We start from the raw sequence: 17,782 nt of genomic DNA, 5'->3' as shown, positions 1-17,782 counted from the left end.
CGGGGTCAGCCCCGGCGGCGGAAGGGCAGGCGCAGCAGCGCCCGCAGGCGGTTGCGCCACAGGGTCAGACCGGTGTCCGACGGAAGGGGCAGTGCCCCGTCGCGGGGGCGCACCCCCTCGGCCAGCAGTTCGCGGGCGGCCAGCACGGCCCCCTTGCCGGTCAGGGCGCGGCATTGGGCAAAGTGGGCCGTCTTGTCATGCCGCACGTGGCGGATGAGCACCCGGCAGCAGGTGGCCCCGCAGTCGTCGCGAAAGGCGTCGTGCATCCGCCGGGCCAGGGCGCGCCCTTTCGCGCCGCCCGCGCCCCGCTCCGGACGGCCACGGTACAGCCCCACGGCGGCCACGGCGCCGCTCAACGCGCCGCAAGTGCAGCCCGCGCCGCCCATGCCCTGGCAGAACGGCGTGCCCAGCGCGGCAGCCTGGTCCGGCGAAAGGGGCCCGCCCAGCGTTTCGGCCACGGCATGCAGCACGGCCTCCGCGCACAGCAGCTGGCGGGTATCGAACAGGTTCTCGGCCCGGCACCGGATGGCCTCGACAACGGGATCGAAGGCATCATCCCGCTGGCCAGTCCGCGCCGGTAAACAGCCGTCCACCGGGGGCCGGGGGGCACCGCACGCTCCAGCGCCGGGTTCGGCACGGCCATCGACAGCGCCGTCCCCGCACCCGGCACCGCCTCCGCAGCCTTCGCCCGCGTTGCCGCAGGCAAGGCCGCACGCATCCGGACAACCGGCGCGGGATGCGCCATCCATGTCGGCATGGGGGGGAACGCCTGTCTTCATGCCAGTCCTGATATGCCGCGCCATGCAGGCGGACAAGCGGAAAATCCGCCTCTGCCGAACGGGGTGCCCGCGCGGCAAAGAAAAAGGCGGGGCGCCGCATGGTGCGCCGCCCCGCCGGAATCGCCTAGTTGACGGTCTTCACGGGGTACTGGGCTTCCTTCCAGGCCACGATGCCGCCGGGCAGGCGGTACACCTTGGTGTAGCCCAGCTTCTTGGCCCACACCGCGCCGTTGTGCGAACGGGTGCACTTGACGAAGCCGCAGTAGAACACCAGCGGGCGGTCCTTGTCCGGGCCGAGCAGCTTTTCGAAGTCCTGCTCGCTCTTGTCGCCGGTCTCGGTCATCTTCCATTCCGGCATGTCCGGGATGGGGAACAGGAACTGCACCGCATTGGGAATGTGGTTCTTCTTGTACGAATCCTCGAAGGGCATGGTGTCCACGATGAGCATGTCCTTGCCATCGTCCTGCCACTTCTTCAGTTCCGCCACGGTAAGCAGCTCGTAGCCGCCCTTGGCGGTGTCGCGCGCCAGCTTCACGGCCTTGGCCTCCAGGTCCACCTCGGACGGCCCGGCAAACGGATTGTTGCACCCGGCAAGGCCGAGCGCGGCAAGCAGCACCAACGGGGCAACCAGCTTCTTCATGGACATCGCAACCTCCTCAAGAGTTTATGGAACGAAATATTTCACCCGCCCGCCTTCGCGACGTGCCGCCGCGCGGTCACGGCTCGTGACGCGTGCCCGAATTGCCGTGTCCCCACGGTCCGGCCCGGCCATTACCCGGCAGATCTCCGGGCATGGGGCATCAGCCCATGCGACGGCGCAACCGACGCCAGGCATACAGATAGGCCGCCCCGGCCAGCAGCACGAGGTCACGCGCAAGCGCGCCGCGCAGGGCCGAGCCGTCTTCCACGCCATCCGGCAGTTCGCCGGGCGCAAAGCAGCCGCAATCGCCGATGGACAGCCCCGTCGCCAGCGCGTATCCCAGCACGCCGAGAAACAGCAGGCACATGGCGGCGATGGCCGTCAGGCTGCCGCGCACGGCGAACAGCAGGCCCACCCCCGCGACCACCTCTGCCAGGGGCAGCAGCAACGCCACCGGCCCCACGGCCCACACGGGCAGTATCCCGTAATGGTGGATGATTTCGGCAAAGCCGCGCACGTCGGCCAGCTTGGCCCCGCCCGCCGCCACGAAGACCAGCGCCAGGGCCACGCGCACCACGCGCTGGCACCAGACGTTGGCCAGCAAACGCAGCACGGGGCTGGCGCCGGCGCCAGACACCCTGGACGAGCCAGGTCTGCCGGGCCTGCCGAATCCGCCGGGCATGCCGGATAGGTCCGGCGAGCCGGATACGTCGGACAAGACCGCGGCAGCGGACGGGACGGAAACGCCGCCCGCTGCCGGCCCGGCGCACCCGCCTTCCCCACTGCTGCGTGACGAGGCATTTCCTGATAGCATGTTCCGGTGCTTACAGAGCAGCGGCCCCGCGTCAAATCGATTATTCCAATCCATTGATATGAAAAATATTCACGCTGCCGATACGCCACCCGAAACGCCAGGCGAAACGCCGCCCCGTGGCGTTGGACTGCGCGAAGGCTTCACCACGGGTTCCGCCCTGACAGCCGCCGCCATGGCCGCCCTGCGCCTGCTGTTGCGCGGAGAGGCCCCGGACAGCGTGACCGTGCCACTGCCGCCGTTCACCGCCGACGACCGTGATGACAGGGTAAGCGGAAGCCATGGAGACAACGGGGGTGATGCCGCCCCGGCAGGCTGGCTGGACGTGCCCGTGGAGACGGTGGCACGCCTTGACGGGGCCCGCGCGGGCACCCGTGCGGCGCTTGGGGTGGTAATCAAGGACGGCGGCGACGACCCGGACGCCACCCACCGGGCGCGCATCGAGGCGCTGGTGGAATGCGCCCCCGCAGGGATGCCCCTGCCGCAGGACGTAAACGACCTGCCGGAAATCGGGGATGGCCTGACGGAGACCGGAAACGGCTCGCCCGATATCCTCGGACTGCCCGATCTGCCCGATCTGCCCGATACGCCAGTTACGCCCGGCATGCCCGACCTGCTCCTGCCCTTTCCCGGCGGCGAGGCATTCCCCGTCGCCCCGGCCATCTCCACGCCGCAGGTTGCCCCTTCGCCCCCCCCTTCATCCGGCCCTTGCCCCCCGCGTGACGGGGTCACCGTGCTGCTGCGCGGCGGCACGGGCGTGGGCCGGGTCACCCTGCCCGGACTGCCCGTAGCCGTGGGCGAACCGGCCATCAATCCCGAACCGCGCAGGCAGCTGGCCTTCGCCGTGCACCGCGAGTGCGCCGCGGCGGGCTGGCGCGGCACGGTGCGCGTCACCGCGCGGGTGCCAGAGGGCCAACGCATGGCCCGGCACACCCTGAACCCGCGCCTGGGCATCGTGGGCGGCATTTCCATCCTGGGCACGCGGGGCACGGTGCGCCCCTATAGCCATGACGCGTGGCAGGCCGCCGTGGCCCAGGGGCTGGACGTGGCCCGCGCCGCCGGACTGACCGAGGTCTGCCTGTCCACCGGACGGCGCAGCGAAACCCTGCTCATGCGCGCCTACCCCGCCCTGCCGCCGCTGGCCTTCGTGCAGGCGGCGGACTTCGCGGCGTTCTCGCTGGCAGCCGCCGCGCAGCGGGGCTTTGCCCGCGTGGCCTGGGGGTGCTTTTTCGGCAAGCTGGTCAAACTGGCGCAAGGGCTTCCGCACACCCACGCCCACACCGCGCCACTGGACCTGCCCCTGCTGGCCCGGTGGGCGGCGGACGCGGGCGCGGGGACGGAAACCCGCGCGGCGGTGGCCGCCGCCAACACCGCCGGGCAGGCCCTGGAACTGCTGCTGACCGACCCGGCCCACCCCGCCGTGCTGCGCGCCGTGGCCCGGCGGGCCCGCGATGCCGCCCATGGCTGGACAGGCGGGGCGGAAAGCGTCACGGTGACGGTGCATCTTTTCCACATGGACGGCAGATGTCTGGTGACGGCATGACCCACGCGACGCCCCCCCACTCCATTTCCCATGCCGGGCAGGCCGACGCCGCGCCCGCCGCGAGGCATCCCGTCACCGTCATCGGCTGCGGGTTGCGCGGCACCCCCCTGCCGCCCGGCCACGCCGCCGCGCTGGATGCGGCCCAAGTGCTGGCGGGCGGGGCGCGCCTGCTGGAGTCCTTCCCGGAACATCCCGGCCAGCGCATCGTCATCGGCGCCGCGCTGGATGCAGCCCTGCACGCCATGGACGCGTGCCGGGCACGCGGGCTGCGGGTGGCGGTGCTGGCCGACGGCGACCCGCTGTTCTACGGCATCGGCGCGCGGCTGGCGGGCCATTTCGGTCCGGACGCGCTGCGGGTGCTGCCCGCCGCTTCCTGCCTGCAACAGGCCGCCGCCCGACTGGCCCTGCCCTGGCAGGACGCGCGCTGCGTTTCCCTGCATGGCCGCAACGATTACCGGCCCCTCGCCTCGGCCCTGCGCCGCGCCGTGCATCAGGGCGATCCGGTCTGCGTGCTGACCGACGGCCACAACACGCCGGGGGCCATCGCCCGCTTCCTGATCGAACGCGGGGTGACCGGCCTGCGCCTGCATGCCTTCGCCGACATGGGCAGCCCCGGCGAACGCCACGTGACCATCGCCCTGCCCCGTGACGAACGCGGCACGGAGAACCATGCCGCCGGAGTGCAGGAACGGGGAGAACCGGGCAACCGGGACGAACTGGACGGACTGGACAAGCTGGACAAACTCGGCGCCAACTGCACCGTCCTGCTGGTGCCCCGCGCCGCTCCCGCCCCGTCCTGCCATGCCGCCAGCGATCGCTCAGCCCCGCCCGTGCTGGGCATCCCCGACCATGATTTTGCCGTGCAGGCCCGGCTGATCACCAAATGGCCGGTGCGCGCCGCCGGGCTTGCCGCCCTGCGCATCGCCCCCGGCCATACCGTGTGGGACCTGGGCGCGGGCAGCGGCGCTGTTGCCGTGGAGGCCGCAGCGCTGGCCCGCGACGGACTGGTGGTGGCCGTGGAGCGCGACCCGGCCCGCGTGGCCCTGATAGAGGAAAACCGCCGCCGCTTCCGGGCTCCCAACCTGCACGTGGTCCACGCCGCGCTGCCGGACTGTCTCGACGACCTGCCCGACCCGGACCGGGTGTTCATGGGGGGAGGTCTGGGGGGAGGCCTGAGCGGCGACAGCCATTCCCCGCAGGCGGACCCGCTGCTGGATGCCGTGTGCCGCCGCCTGCCCCCCGGCGGACGACTGGTGGTGCATTGCGTGCTGCTGGGCACTCTGGAACGGGTGCGCGCCGCGCTGGTCCGGCACGGCTGGCCCGCCGAAGTGGCCTGCATCCAGGCCAGCGAGGCGGTGCCCCTGCTGGGCGACCTGCGCCTTGCGGCCCTGAACCCCGTCTTCATCGTGGCGGCCACCCGGCCCGGAGGCAACGCAGCATGATCCCGCGCCACTTCCTCCCTGTCCGTTCCGGCGGCAACGCGGCGCGGCCCCACGCCCAGCCTTCCCTGCCGCTTCTGGCGTTCCTGCTGGCCCTGCCGTTCCTGTTGGCGGTCATGCTGCTGCCGCGCACCGCCACGGCCACGGAAACCGCCCCGGACTCCATCCTTCTGGCCGCCAACGCCACGGGCAGCAGCCCCGTCAGGACCGACGCGCCGCTGCGGGTGTTCATCCTGGACCAGCCGCCGTGGAGCTACCTGCACGAAGGCCAGCCGCAAGGCGCCGCCGTGGACGTGGCCCGCGCCGTGCTGCGCCGTCTGGGGCGCAACGTGGAATTCGTGGTCACGCCCTTCAACCGCGGGCTTTCGCTGGTCCGCCAGGGCAAGCTGGACGCGGCCCTTGCGGTCTACCGCACCCCCGAACGCGAACAGTTCCTGCACTACACCACCGTGCCCCTGTACGACGAAGACATCCTGCTCATGGTGCACCCGGACGACCGGGCTCTGGCCAACGACACCAGCGGCACCGCGCGCGATGCCATCCTGTACGGCGACAAGCCCGTGGCCGTGGCCCTGGGGTACAGCTACGGGCCCACGCTGGACGCCATCTTCGCCCGCAAGGGACTGATCCGCACCAGTTCCTTCTATTCGGCGCAGGAAGGCGTGCAGGCCCTGCTGCGCCACGAGGTGGCGGCCGTGCCCGGCACGGAACCCACCCTGCGCGCGCTGCTGCACCGCATTGCCCCCGGCAGCACACCGGTGTTGTTGCGCCCGCCCTACGACTATGTTTCCGCCTACATGGCCTTTGCCCCCACCGACGAGAACGCCCTGCTGGCGGCGGATTTCGACGCCACGCTGGGGCGCATGCGCGCCAGCGGCGAATACGCCCGCATTCTGGCCGAAGCCGACAGGATCCTGCATGCCCATCAAGGACAATGACCGTTCCGGCGGCGCACCCGCCGCGCCTTCCAACGCCTGCCGCGCCGATTCTTCCGCGCCCGCTTCCCGTGGCGGGCATGTCTGGTTCGTGGGGGCAGGCCCCGGCGACCCGGAACTGCTCACCCTGAAGGCCCGGCGCATCATCGCAGAGGCAGACCTGGTGCTCTACGCCGGCTCGCTGGTGCCCCCCCAGGTGGTGTCCTGCGCGAGGCCCGATGCACGGGTGATCGATTCCGCGCCGCTCACGCTGGAACAGACCCACGCCCTGCTACGCGAAACGGCCCTGGCGGGCGGCACCGCCGCGCGGGTGCACACCGGCGATCCTTCGCTGTACGGCACCGTGCGCGAGCAGATGCGCCTGCTGCACGCCGAAGGCATCGCCTGCTCGGTGGTGCCGGGGGTGACGGCGGCCTTCGCCGCCGCTGCCGCCGCCGGGGTGTCGTTCACCGCGCCGGAGGTCACCCAGTCGCTGGTCATTACCCGGCTGGAAGGGCGCACCCCGGTGCCAGAGGCGGAACAGCTGCGCGAACTGGCCCGCCATGGCAGCGCCATGGCCGTGTACCTTTCCGCCGCCGCCCCTGAACGGCTGCAAGAAGAACTGGCGGCGGCGGGCGTGGCCCCGCACACCCCGGTGCTGGCGGCCCACCGGGTGGGCTGGCCCGACGAGGCGCTGGCCTGGACCACGGCGGGGGCACTGGCGGATACCGTGCGCGCCCGCGGATTTTCGCGCCAGACGGTGTTTCTGGTGCTGCCCGGCGAGGCGGCGGGCGATACCGCATCGCGCCTCTACGCGGCGGACTTTGCCCACGGCTGGCGCGAAATCGGCGCGCACGGGGGGACCGATCCTTCGGACGCATCCGGGGTAGTGGGCACGGCCCCCAAGGCCGACGCAAACTGACCGGGCGGGCACGTCCGATCACGCCGCCCCGGCGGCATGTGCATCCCGGCGGCACGCGCCCCCCTGCGCCATGCGCCCCCCCGCGCCATGCGTATTGACGAATCCGCCAGTGCCCGGCGGCATCACCGCGCCGCGCCCCGCGCAAAGAACACGCCGCAGGGCGATACCGCACGCGCTTCACTTTCGCGGGCATCCACGCTAGTATCCCCGTAACATTTCTGGATATTGCGCACTCTCCACGGCGCCCGTGCATCCGCCGGGCCATGGGCCGCCGCGCGGAGGAATGCCGGGCCGCCCGGCACGTGCGACACACCCCACCGGAAACGAAGGGAGCAACCATGCGGCGCATCGGCAGACGACGTTTCCTGAAGCTGGCCGGAATCACCGCGCTTGCCGGAGCAACCTGGTCCATGGCGCCCACGGTTCCCCTCCTTGCTGCGCAGAACGCCGCCGCGCCGCGCCCGGTCACCGTGCCGCCGCCACCGCCTCGCCCCGTGGTCGGGCTGCAATCCGCCGCCAGCCTCGACACCCCCCTGCCCCTGCCCGGCGACCATTCGTTCATGGGGCTCATGGACGGCGGGGCGCGCATCGAGCTTTCCGCCACGTCCGACCCGCGCCTGCCCACCGACGACATCCCCCCCGCACCGCCGCTGTGCCTTGAAACCGAGCATGCCCGCCGCCCGTACTGGAATCCCACCCTGGTTCTCCAGCGCGGCGCCTCGTTGCGGGTGCGTCTCGTCAACCGGCTGGACGCCCCCACCCTGCTGCGCTGGCACGGCCTGCTCGCCGACTGGCGCATGGGCGGCCACCCCGTGATGATGCTGTTGCCCGGCGCCAGCTTCGAATACCGCGTCACCCTGCGCAACCGGGCGGGCATCTATCCCTACCACGCCATCGCGCCGGGTTTTTCGGGCCGCCAGACCCATCAGGGCATGGTGGGGCTGTGCATCGTGGACGACGAGGAGGAGCGCGCCGCCCTGGCCACCATGGACATCGAACCGCTGGGGGCGGGCGGCACCGGCGCCTTTCGGGCCAGCCTGCCCGCGCCGGGCAGCGGCCCCTCGGACGTTCCCCTGCTGTTCCAGGACCGCCGCCTGGACCGCCACGGCGTGCCGGTGTACGCGCCCGGCCTGGACGACCGGATATCGGGCCTCGTCGGCGACGTGCTCACCGTCAACGGCGTGGCCGGTGCCCGGCTGGACGTGGTCACCCGCATGTACCGCCTGCGCCTGGTGAACATGTGCAACGCGCGCATCCTGCACGTGGGGCTGGCCCGCTCCGACGGCACGCCGCAGCCCTTCACGCTGATGGGCACCGACGGCGGCATGCTGCAACGTCCGCTGCCCTTGCAGCGCCTGTTCCTGGGCCCCGGCGAGCGGGCGGACATCCTGGTGGACCTGCGTGCGGCAAACCCCGACGACGCATGGCATCTGGTCAACCTGCCCTTCGACCCCATGCGCCGCGCCGGATCGGCCTCCGGCGGGGCCGGAGCCCCCGGCGAAGGCGAGGCGGCGCGCCTGCTGCGGCTGCGGGTGGTGCAACGCGTGGACTACGACCTGCCCCTGCCCGTGCGGCTGTGTGATTTTCCGGCCATGCCGCCCCTGCCGCAGGGACCGCCGCGTCGCCTGCACGTCTCGCGCGGCGAGGTGCTGGGCCGCCCGTCGTGGCTGCTGAACGGCCAGCCGTTCGCCCTGCGCCACGACACCGACGCGGACCTGCCGGACGGCTTTCCCGCGCTGCGTGTGCCCGGACGCACGACCGAAACATGGGAACTGTCCAACGACGCGGCGTCCATCCCCCATGCCCTGCACCTGTCGGGCTTCCAGTTGCGGGTGCTGGAGCGGCGCGACAGCCCGCCCCAGGTGGCGGCACTGGCCGTGGCCCCATCCGGGTGTTCGGCCACCGACTCCGGCATCAAGGATACCGTGCTGGTCTGGCCCGGCGAAACGGTACGGGTTCTGGTTGATTTTCGTGATGCATCGCCCGGGACGCAACGCGCCGCGCTGTATTCGCGCGTGCTGGAATGCCTGGATGACGGGATGGTGCAGGATGTCTCCGTGCCCTGAGGCGGCTGGGGCCGCCGCTGACAGCATTGCCGCTGCCGCACGGGACGCCTTCGGCACGGGCACGGGCGCGGGCATGGGCCGTGGCATCGCGCGGGCGGACGGTTGCGCCAGCGGGCCGCGTGTCCGGCGGGGCCTGACCGGCAAACTCCGCTGGCTGCTGCTGGCCGTGGCACTGCCGGTGCTGGTCACCGCACTGCCCCCTGCTTCCGGAGCCCGGCCCGCCGACACGCGGGCTGCCGCCCCCCAGACCGTCGCCATCGCGCCCGCCCCTGCGGCCCGGCACATCCCGCCTGCTTCCGCATCGCTGCACGTGCTGTTTGATGAAGACCTGCCGCCTTACTCCTACAGGGGAAAAGGCGCACAACCAGGCGCGCGTGGCATCTATCCGGAACTTGCGGCAGAGGCCTTTCGCCGTCTGGGTCTTGCGGCAACCATGGTACCCGCCCCGTGGGCCAGGGCCATGGCGGAACTGAACCATGAATGCGCGGGAGAAGGGGGTGGCGAACGGTCAGGGAAAATATCCGGGGAACGATCTGGGGAGTGTGTCGGGGGCCACGCCGGGAGGCGCATCGGGGCATGCGGCCTGTACGTCACTGCCCAACGCCTGTTGCTGCACGACTTTTCCGCGCCGCTGTTCGAAGAGCACCTGCATCTGGTGTTTCCGGCAAGCGCCACGATTCCCGAGGCCCTTGCGGGGGCTGGCGGGGTGGTGCCTGCGGGATTCGACGGAACGGCCACTGCGGGGGCGGGAGGAACGCCGCTGGCCGCGCTGCGGGGCATGCGGCTGGGCGTGGTGCGCGGGTGGAGCTACGGCGACACGCTGGACGCCGCGCGCGAGGCGGGCGCCTTCATCGCCGAGGAAGCGGGCAGCGAGGCCCAGAACCTGCTGAAGGTGGCCGGGGGGCGGCTGGACGGGGCCATCGTCACCCGCGAAGGGGCGCTGTGGCTGCGTGAACGGCTGGGACTGACCTCCCTGGTGACCATGGCGCCGCACCCGCTGGCGGTGCTGCCGGTGCACCTGGCCTTTCGCAGACAGGACGCGCAGCATCACTTGTTGCGCGATTTCGATGCGAGCATCCGGGACATGAAGGCCGACGGCACCTACGCCCGCATCGTGGAGCGCGCCCTGAACGGGCAATAGGCAGACGGCGGGCGCACGGCTTGCCGCGTCCCTGCCACGGGCCGACGCCGATGCGGCCACGGCGCAGCCCGGCCCGCACGATCCGTGGCCATGCAGCCACGACGCATCCCGGTCTTCATGGACCAACGCGCCCCTGCGCATCGACATCCCCGCACCGACGGCGCGCGCGGGCTTCGACAGCGGCAAGGGCGGCGCTGCCTGACGCTCCCTACCTGCGCAGCGTGGCCACCAGCCGCAGCGGATGCAGCAAAAGGTCCAGCCCGTCGCGGATGTGGCGCACGGCCACGTCGGCGGCGCACAGCGTCTGCACCGAGGCGCCCTCGTCACCCATCACCGCCACGGAAAGGCCCGCCTCCAGCAGCATGAGCAGGTCGTTGCGCCCGTTGCCCATGGTCACCGTGCGCAGCGAGCCAAGGTCGGCCACGTAGCGCCGCTTGGCCTCGTCCTGCATGCCGGGCGGCAGCACGTGCAGGCGCACCGGCAGCCCGGCCAGCGCCGATGCCACGGAACCGAAGGTGTCCGCCGTGACCACGTGCACGGCCAGTTCATCGGCCAGTCGGGTAATGCGTTCGGCCACCCCGTCCACCAGCGCGCCGGACGCCGCGATGGTGCCGTTGTAGTCCAGGACCAGATGGTCCAGTTCAAGGGCCTCGCGGCCCGGAATCTCCAGTCTGAGCATGTCGTCTACCCCGGTTGCGCGTCCCTTTCCGGCAGGCACCATGGCTTGCTTGCGGCCCCTCCCGCAGTCGCCGCCCGCGCGGTGCGCGCTCCGTCCCTGTAGCCGGTTGCGCCGGGTGTGGCAACGCGTGCGGACCCGCCCGCAGGAACGCGGCGCACCCCGTCCTTCCCCGGCCTGCGCCGCGCCAGCCCGCACCTGTTCCGCACCTGTTCCGCACAAGGCAGACACGCGCCCGCAATGCGGGCCGCCCCCCACCCCTTCCCACTGGACAGCCCCCGCACGGGGGGCTAGAAACCGGACGACGCGCGCCCCCCGGCGCGCACACCCGAAAAACACCCCTTCGTGACGGAGGAACCATGGCGTCCATTACCGGCGCTCTCATACTGGCAGCGGGCAAGGGCACCCGCATGCATTCCGACAAGCCCAAGGTATTGCAGTCCATTCTTGGCGAACCCATGCTGCGTTTCGTGTACGATGCGCTGGAGCCGCTGTTCGGCGGCAACCTGTGGACCGTCATCGGCCACAAGGCCGACATGGTGCGCGAAGCGTTCAAGGGCGAGGACCACCGCTTCGTGGTGCAGGAAAAGCAGCTGGGCACCGGGCACGCCCTTCAGGCCGCCTGGGGCGAGCTGAAGGCCGCGGGCCTTGACCGCGTGGTGGTCGTCAACGGCGACACCCCGCTGCTGCCCACGTCCACCGTGGCCACCTTCCTGAAGGAAGCCATGGACGCGGACGTGGCCTTCATGACCCTGACCCTGCCCGACCCCGGCGCGTATGGCCGCGTGGTGCGCCACAACCGCCGCGTGGTGGCCATCGTGGAGGCCAAGGACTACGACGAAACCCTGTACGGCCCGGAGCCGGACGAAATCAACGCGGGCATCTACTGCCTGCGCATGGACGCGGTGGAAAAGCTGCTGCCGCGCCTGACCAACGCCAACAAGAGCGGCGAATACTACATCACCGACCTTGTGGGCCTGGCCGTGGCGGAACGCATGGACGTCATCGGCGTGGAATGCGGGCAGGACCCCAACCTGCTGGGCGTCAACGACCCGGCGGAGCTGATCCGGTCCGAAGCGTTGGTGCGCGCGCGCATCGCCCTGAACTGGATAGAAAAGCGCGTGCTCATCCATGCCCCGGAAACCGTGCGCATCAGCCCGCGCGCGGTGCTTGAGCCGGGCGCGGAAATATACGGCCCCTGCGAAATCTACGGGGCGTCGCGCATCGCGCGCGCGGCCGTTGTCCATTCGCACTGCTGGCTGCGCGATGCCGTGGTGGCCGAAGGCGCCACCGTGCACCCCTTCAGCCACGTGGAAAAGGCCGAGATCGGCCCCGACTGCGTGGTGGGCCCCTATGCCCGCCTGCGCCCCGGCGCGGTGATGGAAGAAGGCGCGCGGGTCGGCAACTTCGTGGAAATGAAAAAGGCCCGCCTGTGCAAGGGGGCCAAGGCCAACCACCTGACCTACCTTGGCGACGCGGAAGTGGGCCCCGGCGCAAACATCGGCGCTGGCACCATCACCTGCAACTACGACGGGGTGCACAAGCACAAGACCGTCATCGGCGAAGGGGCCTTCATCGGCAGCAACAGCGCGCTGGTGGCCCCGGTAACCATAGGCGCGGGCAGTCTGGTGGGCGCCGGTTCCGTCATAACCAAGGACGTTCCGGACGATTCGCTGGCCATCGCGCGGGGGCGCCAGACGACCCTGCCGCGACGCAGGAACTCTTGATTTCACGCCGTGAAACGGCTAGTTAACAGACATGGAACTGATTGACCTGCTTGAAACCCGCGTCACGGCGCTCCTGTCGCAGCTCGAAACCCTGCGCGAGGAGAACAGTCGCCTTCGGGAAGAGGTCGAAGGCGGCCTTTCGGCGCTGGCGGAAGAGAATCGAATCCTCAAGGAAGCCCTTGACGAGGAGCGCACCGTGAAAGATGCGGTGCTTACGCGCATCGACGCGCTGCTGCTCCGCCTCAAGGACCAAACCGGCGGCGCCTAGGCGCGTCGAGGCCCCATGCGTACTTACAACCTCACCGTCCTGGGGCTTGAGGTTTCCTTCAAGGCCGAGGCCGACCCCGCAAGGGTCGAAACCGCCAAGGCCCTGGTGGAAGAACGGTTCAACAGACTGAAGTTCCACGGAAGACAGCTCAGCAAGGAGAAGCTGCTGACCTTTCTGGTTCTGGGACTGGCGGACGACCTGTTGCAGTCTACCCAGCAGAAGGACGAAATGCGCACCCGCATGGAAGCCCTGCTGGCGAAAATAGAGGAATCCGCGTAACTCCCGTTGCGCGGATGCATAACGATCCCTGGAGTGTGCGTGATTGATTTGCCATCGCTGACCTCACAAGAAAAAAACAGGGAACCTGTACGGCGGACCGGTGTGCATACCCGGCCCCGCGCCGGGGAGCCTGAAGGCCCGCCCGAGGTTCCCACCCTGACATAGTCAGGTCCTGCTTTGGCACGTCACACGGCGCTCCGGGGCTCGCTCATGCCCCTCGCCCCCAACAAGGCCCGCCCGTCGGGGAATCCGCGTTTAGCACAAGAGTGCGCGGACCCCGGCGACGCGACCGCCCGTCCCCTCCTTGCCCGAGCTTCCGTCTTCCCCGTGCTCATGGAATCGGCACGGTGATCTGGCGCGTCTTGACGCCGCGGCACTGACCGCCGTTCCCCTCCGGGGGGCGGCCCGCGCGGCCCCAATGGCGCGCCCGGCCCGATTGCCGGACGCTACATCGGACGCTGGTCCGACACCATAACGGGAGTTGCAGTATGGGGCTCATCGAAATCATCTACGTCGTCGTGGGAGCGATCATCGGCGCGGCATCGGGCTATGCCCTGCACCGCTACATCAGCTCCAAGCGCATCGCCGATGCCAACGAACTCGCCAAGCGCATCGTCGAGGAAGCCCGCAAGGAAGCGCAGGCCCAGAAAAAGGAAATCCTGCTCCAGGGCCAGGACGAAATCTTTCACCAGAAACGCGAACTGGAACACGAGTTCAAGGAACGCGAACGCGAACTGAAGGCGCGTGACCGCAAGATGCAGGAACAGGGCGAACGCCTGGAGGAAAAGCTCGAAAAGGCCACCGAAAAGGAGCACGAAGTGCTGGCCGCCGAAAAGGAGCTGACCCGCCGCGAACGCCACCTGGCCGACATGGAGGAACAGATTTCCTCCCGCATCGATGAACAGGAACGCCGCCTCCAGGAAATATCCGGCCTGACCGCCGAAGAGGCGAAGTCGCGTCTTTTCGAAGACATCGAATCGCGCACCCGCCACGAAGCCGCCAAGATGATCCGGCTCATCGAAACCGAGTCGAAGGAAACCGCCGACCGCAAGGCCAAGGAAATCATCGCCAACGCCATCCAGCGTTACGCGGGCGACTACGTGGGCGAGCAGACGGTGACCGCCGTGACCCTGCCCAGCGAAGACATGAAGGGCCGCATCATCGGTCGCGAAGGGCGCAACATCCGCGCGCTGGAAGCGGCCACGGGCGTTGACCTGATCATCGACGACACCCCCGAGACGGTCATCCTTTCCGCCTACAGTCCGCTGCGCCGCCAGGTGGCCAAGATGGCCCTGGAACGGCTGATCCAGGACGGGCGCATCCACCCCGCGCGCATCGAGGACATCGTGCGCAAGTGCGAGCAGGAGCTTGAGGTGCAGATCCGCGAGGTGGGCGAACAGGCCACCTTCGACGCGGGCGTGCACGGCATCCACCCCGACATCGTGCGCCTGCTGGGCCAGCTGAAGTACCGCACCAGCTTCTCGCAGAACGTGCTGCAACACTCGCTGGAAGTGGCCGCCCTGTGTGGCATGATGGCCGCCGAACTCGGCATGGACATCAAGAAGGCCAAGCGCGCGGGCCTGCTGCACGACATCGGCAAGGCCGTGGACCACGAGGTGGAAGGGCCGCACGCCATCATCGGCTCGGACATCGCCAAGAAGTACAACGAGAGCAAGGAAATCATCCACGCCATCGCCGCCCACCACGAGGACACTCCGCCCAAGTCGGCCCTGGCCGTGCTGGTGCAGGCCGCCGACGGCCTGTCCGGCGCCCGCCCCGGTGCCCGCAAGGAACTGCTGGAAAACTACGTGAAGCGGCTGGAAGACCTGGAGAACATCGCCACCGGCTTCGAAGGCGTGGCCAAGGCCTACGCCATCCAGGCGGGCCGCGAGATCCGGGTCATGGTCAACTCCGACAACGTGGACGACGACCAGACCTACATGCTGTGCAAGGACATCGCGGGCAAGATCGAAAAGAACCTGACCTACCCCGGCCAGATCCGGGTCACGGTCATTCGCGAACGCCGCGCCGTGGGCTTCGCCAAGTAGCCCGCGCGGCCCCGCCGCACGGCCCGCCACGCGCACGCACACGCCCCTCACTCACCGACAGAACGATGAAAGCCCGGCCCATGGCCGGGCTTTTTCGCGTTCCGCCCATTGACGACGGGGGCTGCGCAACGGCAGGCAAGAAGATACTCCTTACGCGATAGCCATTCCTCATGGCCTTTCCCGGAATCCTGGTACCGCAGGGATTCATTGTCGCAGCACGCGGCGACGGGAACCGTCACCGGCAGGCGCAGGCCGTGCCAGGGCGGTTTCCGGCTTTGTCGGGCACGGCCTGCCCCCTGCCCGACGCGAGCATCGGCGCCCGAGCACCGCAAAAAAGTCGTCCTGCGCTCCGGCTCCCCACCGGCATGCCGCCCCGACGGAAAACCGCGTCGGCGAAAGTGCCCCCCCCGACCGGCATGCCGCCACAATGGCAACGCCGCCGATGTCACGTGACATCGGCGGCGTTGCCATTGTGGCGGGAGCATTCCCGGCAGCCCGCGGAATGGCCGTCACGGCTCCAGGTAGTGCTGCACGATGCGGCGCAGGGTGCCGTCCTCGTCCATGTGGCGCAGGGCCACGTCCATGCGGCGCACCGTCTCGTCCGGCACGGTGAACGGCCAGAACACGTGCACCGGCAGTTCCAGCCCCACGGGCATGGTGCGCAGGCGTGTGGGCATGGCGGGGTCCGGCAGGCGCAGGGCCGCAGCCTCGCCCACCAGCGCCACCTGCACCCGGCCCGCCTCAAGCTTGCGCAGGCACAGTGCCTCGCTGGGCGCGGGGTCCAGGTTCCAGCCACCGTCCATCTGGGCACCGTCAAGCGGCGGCCCGTAGTTCCACCCTTCCACGATGCAGATGCGATACGGCTTCAAATCGGCCACACGGGCGGCGGCAATCGCGGATTCCTGCGGCAGCACGGCCACGATGCGCTCCAGATGCAGGGGCAGGCTGACCCGCCACTGCCCGCGTGCGCGGGTGGTGGAAAAGACGCCGCCAAGGGCCGCCTCTCCCGTTTCCAGGGCACGCAGCGCGCGCGTCCACGGGACCACGCGAATGTCCAGTTGCACGCCGGACCGGCGCACTGCCTCGCGCAGGATTTCCGGATACAGCCCGGCGGGCCGTCCGGCGTCGTTACGGTAGGAAAGGGGAAAATGCTCGTCGTTGCACAACACCACGGGAGACGCAGCACTGCCCGCCGCCGGATGCACCAGCAGCGTCAGCACCAGAACCACGAGCCTTCGCAAGGCCGCCATGGCGCGGTGCGTCAGTAAACCCCATGGCAGCATCATGGGTTCCCCCGACGACAGGACACGCCCCGGCGCTTGCCCTGCCGTGCGTGTTTTCAGTGGCAGGCCCCACGCCCATCCCCCCTGTGGAGAGGCATGCCGGACCCCTGGGGCTCACCCTGCGGCATGCCGCCGAGTATGCCCCCAGTATCATAGTGAGCTATGATGGCCCGGAGTGATTGTCAATGTTGCGCCCCTCAGGCGAACAGAGGCAGATCGGGCAGGCCCCTGCCTGCGCCGCCAGAGATGGCTGCGGCCTTTTCCAGCAGCGCCCGAATGGCGGCGCGCCCCTCGTCGCGCAGGTCCAGGCTGAAGTCGTTCACGAAGGTGCGGATGTGGCTGTCCGTGACCTCGTCGGACATTTCCTGGGCATGTTCGCGTATCCACCCGCGCGAGGCCGCCGGGTTGGCGTTGGCGTATTCCAGGCTGCGCCGGATGGCGTCCTGCACGGCGAGGATGGTGGCCTCGCCCAGGTCGCGCCGCGCGGCAATGGCTCCCAGCGGCAGGGGCAGCCCGTAGGCGGATTCCCACCACTGGCCCAGGTCCAGCACGCAGTGCAGGCCGTAGCCGCCGTAGGTGAAGCGCCCTTCGTGGATGACCAGCCCGCAGTCGGCCTTGCCGGAAGCCACGGCGGGCATGACCTGGTCGAACACCATTTCCTCGCGCGGGCCGTGCAGCACGTCGTGCAGGGAAAGCAGCAGGTTGGCCGTGGTCATGCGCCCCGGTATGGCCACCCGCGCCCCGGCCAGGTCGGCGGGGGACAACGGCTCGCGCGCCACCAGCAGCGGCCCGCAGCCGCGCCCCAGCGCCGCCCCGGCATTGAGCAGCACGTAGTCGTCCAGCACGTGGGCCATGGCCGCCAGCGACAGCTTGGTCACGTCCAGCGTGCCCGCGCGGGCGCGGCCATTCAGCACCTCCACGTCGGCCATGAACAGGTCGAATCCGCAGGGCAGCGGAATGCATCCCTTGGCCAGGGCGTGGAAGATGTACGTGTCGTTGGGGCAGGGCGAAATGCCCAGCGACAGGGTGCGCGACGGGGTGGGCGACGTGGACTGGGTATCTGCCGGGGTGTGCGGGGTCTGCGAAGACATGGAAGCGGCCTTGCTGGGCCGCCCGGATGGCCGGGCGGGTGGGAATGATGGGGAATGCCGATGGGCCGGGTGTGCTGCAATGACGGGTGAAATGGCCAGGCGCACGGGCGGAAATGACTCAAGACCGACGCGGCGCGCTGTCGCCCCGGTGTGCC

16 protein-coding genes and 1 other RNA gene are annotated in these 17,782 nt (G+C 70.0%); 11 read left to right on the top strand and 6 right to left on the bottom strand.

Going from position 1 to position 17,782, the window contains the following annotated elements:
• Positions 1–5: 5 nt before the first annotated feature.
• From K6142_RS11350 to K6142_RS11340, 3 genes are all read right to left on the bottom strand, one after another.
• Complete coding sequence (locus K6142_RS11350; protein ID WP_223380852.1) at positions 6–779, bottom strand: C-GCAxxG-C-C family protein; 774 nt, start codon at positions 777–779, stop codon at positions 6–8.
• A 124-nt stretch (positions 780–903) separates the two neighbouring features.
• A complete protein-coding gene (locus K6142_RS11345; RefSeq protein ID WP_190246065.1) occupies positions 904–1,425 on the bottom strand; it encodes a rhodanese-like domain-containing protein in 522 nt (173 codons plus the stop codon).
• Between the two features lie 154 nt (positions 1,426–1,579).
• The gene (locus K6142_RS11340) at positions 1,580–2,101 is read right to left on the bottom strand and encodes a MauE/DoxX family redox-associated membrane protein (protein WP_223290495.1); all 522 of its coding nucleotides are present in this window, start codon (positions 2,099–2,101) and stop codon (positions 1,580–1,582) included.
• Positions 2,102–2,291: 190 nt separating this feature from the next.
• Here K6142_RS11340 and cbiD point away from each other — a divergent pair, with 190 nt between their 5' ends.
• From cbiD to K6142_RS11310, 6 genes are all read left to right on the top strand, one after another.
• Complete coding sequence (cbiD, locus tag K6142_RS11335; RefSeq protein ID WP_223290496.1) at positions 2,292–3,773, top strand: cobalt-precorrin-5B (C(1))-methyltransferase CbiD; 1,482 nt, start codon at positions 2,292–2,294, stop codon at positions 3,771–3,773.
• Complete coding sequence (gene cbiE / locus K6142_RS11330; protein WP_223380851.1) at positions 3,770–5,215, top strand: precorrin-6y C5,15-methyltransferase (decarboxylating) subunit CbiE; 1,446 nt, start codon at positions 3,770–3,772, stop codon at positions 5,213–5,215. The genes cbiD and cbiE overlap by 4 nt, the downstream gene beginning before the upstream one ends.
• Positions 5,212–6,150 carry a substrate-binding periplasmic protein gene (locus K6142_RS11325; RefSeq protein ID WP_190246013.1) on the top strand — a complete coding sequence of 313 codons (939 nt, stop codon included), beginning with the start codon at positions 5,212–5,214 and terminating at the stop codon, positions 6,148–6,150. The genes cbiE and K6142_RS11325 overlap by 4 nt, the downstream gene beginning before the upstream one ends.
• A complete protein-coding gene (gene cobM, locus K6142_RS11320) occupies positions 6,131–7,048 on the top strand; it encodes a precorrin-4 C(11)-methyltransferase (protein ID WP_190246012.1) in 918 nt (305 codons plus the stop codon). The genes K6142_RS11325 and cobM overlap by 20 nt, the downstream gene beginning before the upstream one ends.
• A gap of 338 nt (positions 7,049–7,386) precedes the next feature.
• A complete protein-coding gene (locus tag K6142_RS11315) occupies positions 7,387–9,114 on the top strand; it encodes a multicopper oxidase family protein (RefSeq protein ID WP_190246011.1) in 1,728 nt (575 codons plus the stop codon).
• Complete coding sequence (locus K6142_RS11310) at positions 9,098–10,255, top strand: substrate-binding periplasmic protein (protein WP_223380850.1); 1,158 nt, start codon at positions 9,098–9,100, stop codon at positions 10,253–10,255. Before K6142_RS11315 ends, K6142_RS11310 begins: the two co-directional genes overlap by 17 nt.
• A gap of 208 nt (positions 10,256–10,463) precedes the next feature.
• Here the strand turns inward: K6142_RS11310 and K6142_RS11305 are convergent, their stop codons facing one another.
• On the bottom strand, positions 10,464–10,934 hold the full coding sequence (locus K6142_RS11305) for an HAD family hydrolase (protein WP_012612322.1): 471 nt from the start codon (positions 10,932–10,934) through the stop codon (positions 10,464–10,466).
• A gap of 356 nt (positions 10,935–11,290) precedes the next feature.
• Between K6142_RS11305 and glmU the strand changes: the two genes are divergently transcribed.
• The 5 genes from glmU to rny all read left to right on the top strand — a co-directional run bounded on the left by glmU (position 11,291) and on the right by rny (position 15,253).
• Positions 11,291–12,658 carry a bifunctional UDP-N-acetylglucosamine diphosphorylase/glucosamine-1-phosphate N-acetyltransferase GlmU gene (glmU, locus tag K6142_RS11300; protein WP_012612323.1) on the top strand — a complete coding sequence of 456 codons (1,368 nt, stop codon included), beginning with the start codon at positions 11,291–11,293 and terminating at the stop codon, positions 12,656–12,658.
• Between the two features lie 31 nt (positions 12,659–12,689).
• Complete coding sequence (locus K6142_RS11295) at positions 12,690–12,926, top strand: cell division protein ZapB (protein ID WP_012612324.1); 237 nt, start codon at positions 12,690–12,692, stop codon at positions 12,924–12,926.
• A 15-nt stretch (positions 12,927–12,941) separates the two neighbouring features.
• Positions 12,942–13,205: a cell division protein ZapA gene (zapA, locus tag K6142_RS11290; protein ID WP_012612325.1), complete on the top strand. Its 264-nt coding sequence runs from the start codon at positions 12,942–12,944 to the stop codon at positions 13,203–13,205.
• Positions 13,206–13,227: 22 nt separating this feature from the next.
• A non-coding RNA gene (ssrS, locus tag K6142_RS11285) (6S RNA) lies at positions 13,228–13,413 on the top strand.
• A gap of 280 nt (positions 13,414–13,693) precedes the next feature.
• Positions 13,694–15,253, top strand: a complete 1,560-nt coding sequence (gene rny, locus K6142_RS11280) for a ribonuclease Y (protein WP_190244402.1) — start codon at positions 13,694–13,696, stop codon at positions 15,251–15,253.
• 509 nt (positions 15,254–15,762) lie between these two features.
• On the opposite strand, the gene K6142_RS11275 is transcribed toward rny, so the two are convergent.
• Both K6142_RS11275 and K6142_RS11270 read right to left on the bottom strand, forming a co-directional pair.
• Positions 15,763–16,539: a substrate-binding periplasmic protein gene (locus K6142_RS11275; protein WP_223290288.1), complete on the bottom strand. Its 777-nt coding sequence runs from the start codon at positions 16,537–16,539 to the stop codon at positions 15,763–15,765.
• A gap of 194 nt (positions 16,540–16,733) precedes the next feature.
• Positions 16,734–17,627: a 1,4-dihydroxy-6-naphthoate synthase gene (locus K6142_RS11270; protein WP_190244403.1), complete on the bottom strand. Its 894-nt coding sequence runs from the start codon at positions 17,625–17,627 to the stop codon at positions 16,734–16,736.
• Between the last annotated feature and the right edge of the window lie 155 nt (positions 17,628–17,782).

Source organism: Nitratidesulfovibrio sp. SRB-5 (assembly GCF_019931275.1).
In the GTDB taxonomy this organism is placed as follows: domain Bacteria; phylum Desulfobacterota; class Desulfovibrionia; order Desulfovibrionales; family Desulfovibrionaceae; genus Cupidesulfovibrio.
This window is presented reverse-complemented; position numbering and strand designations above follow the sequence as displayed.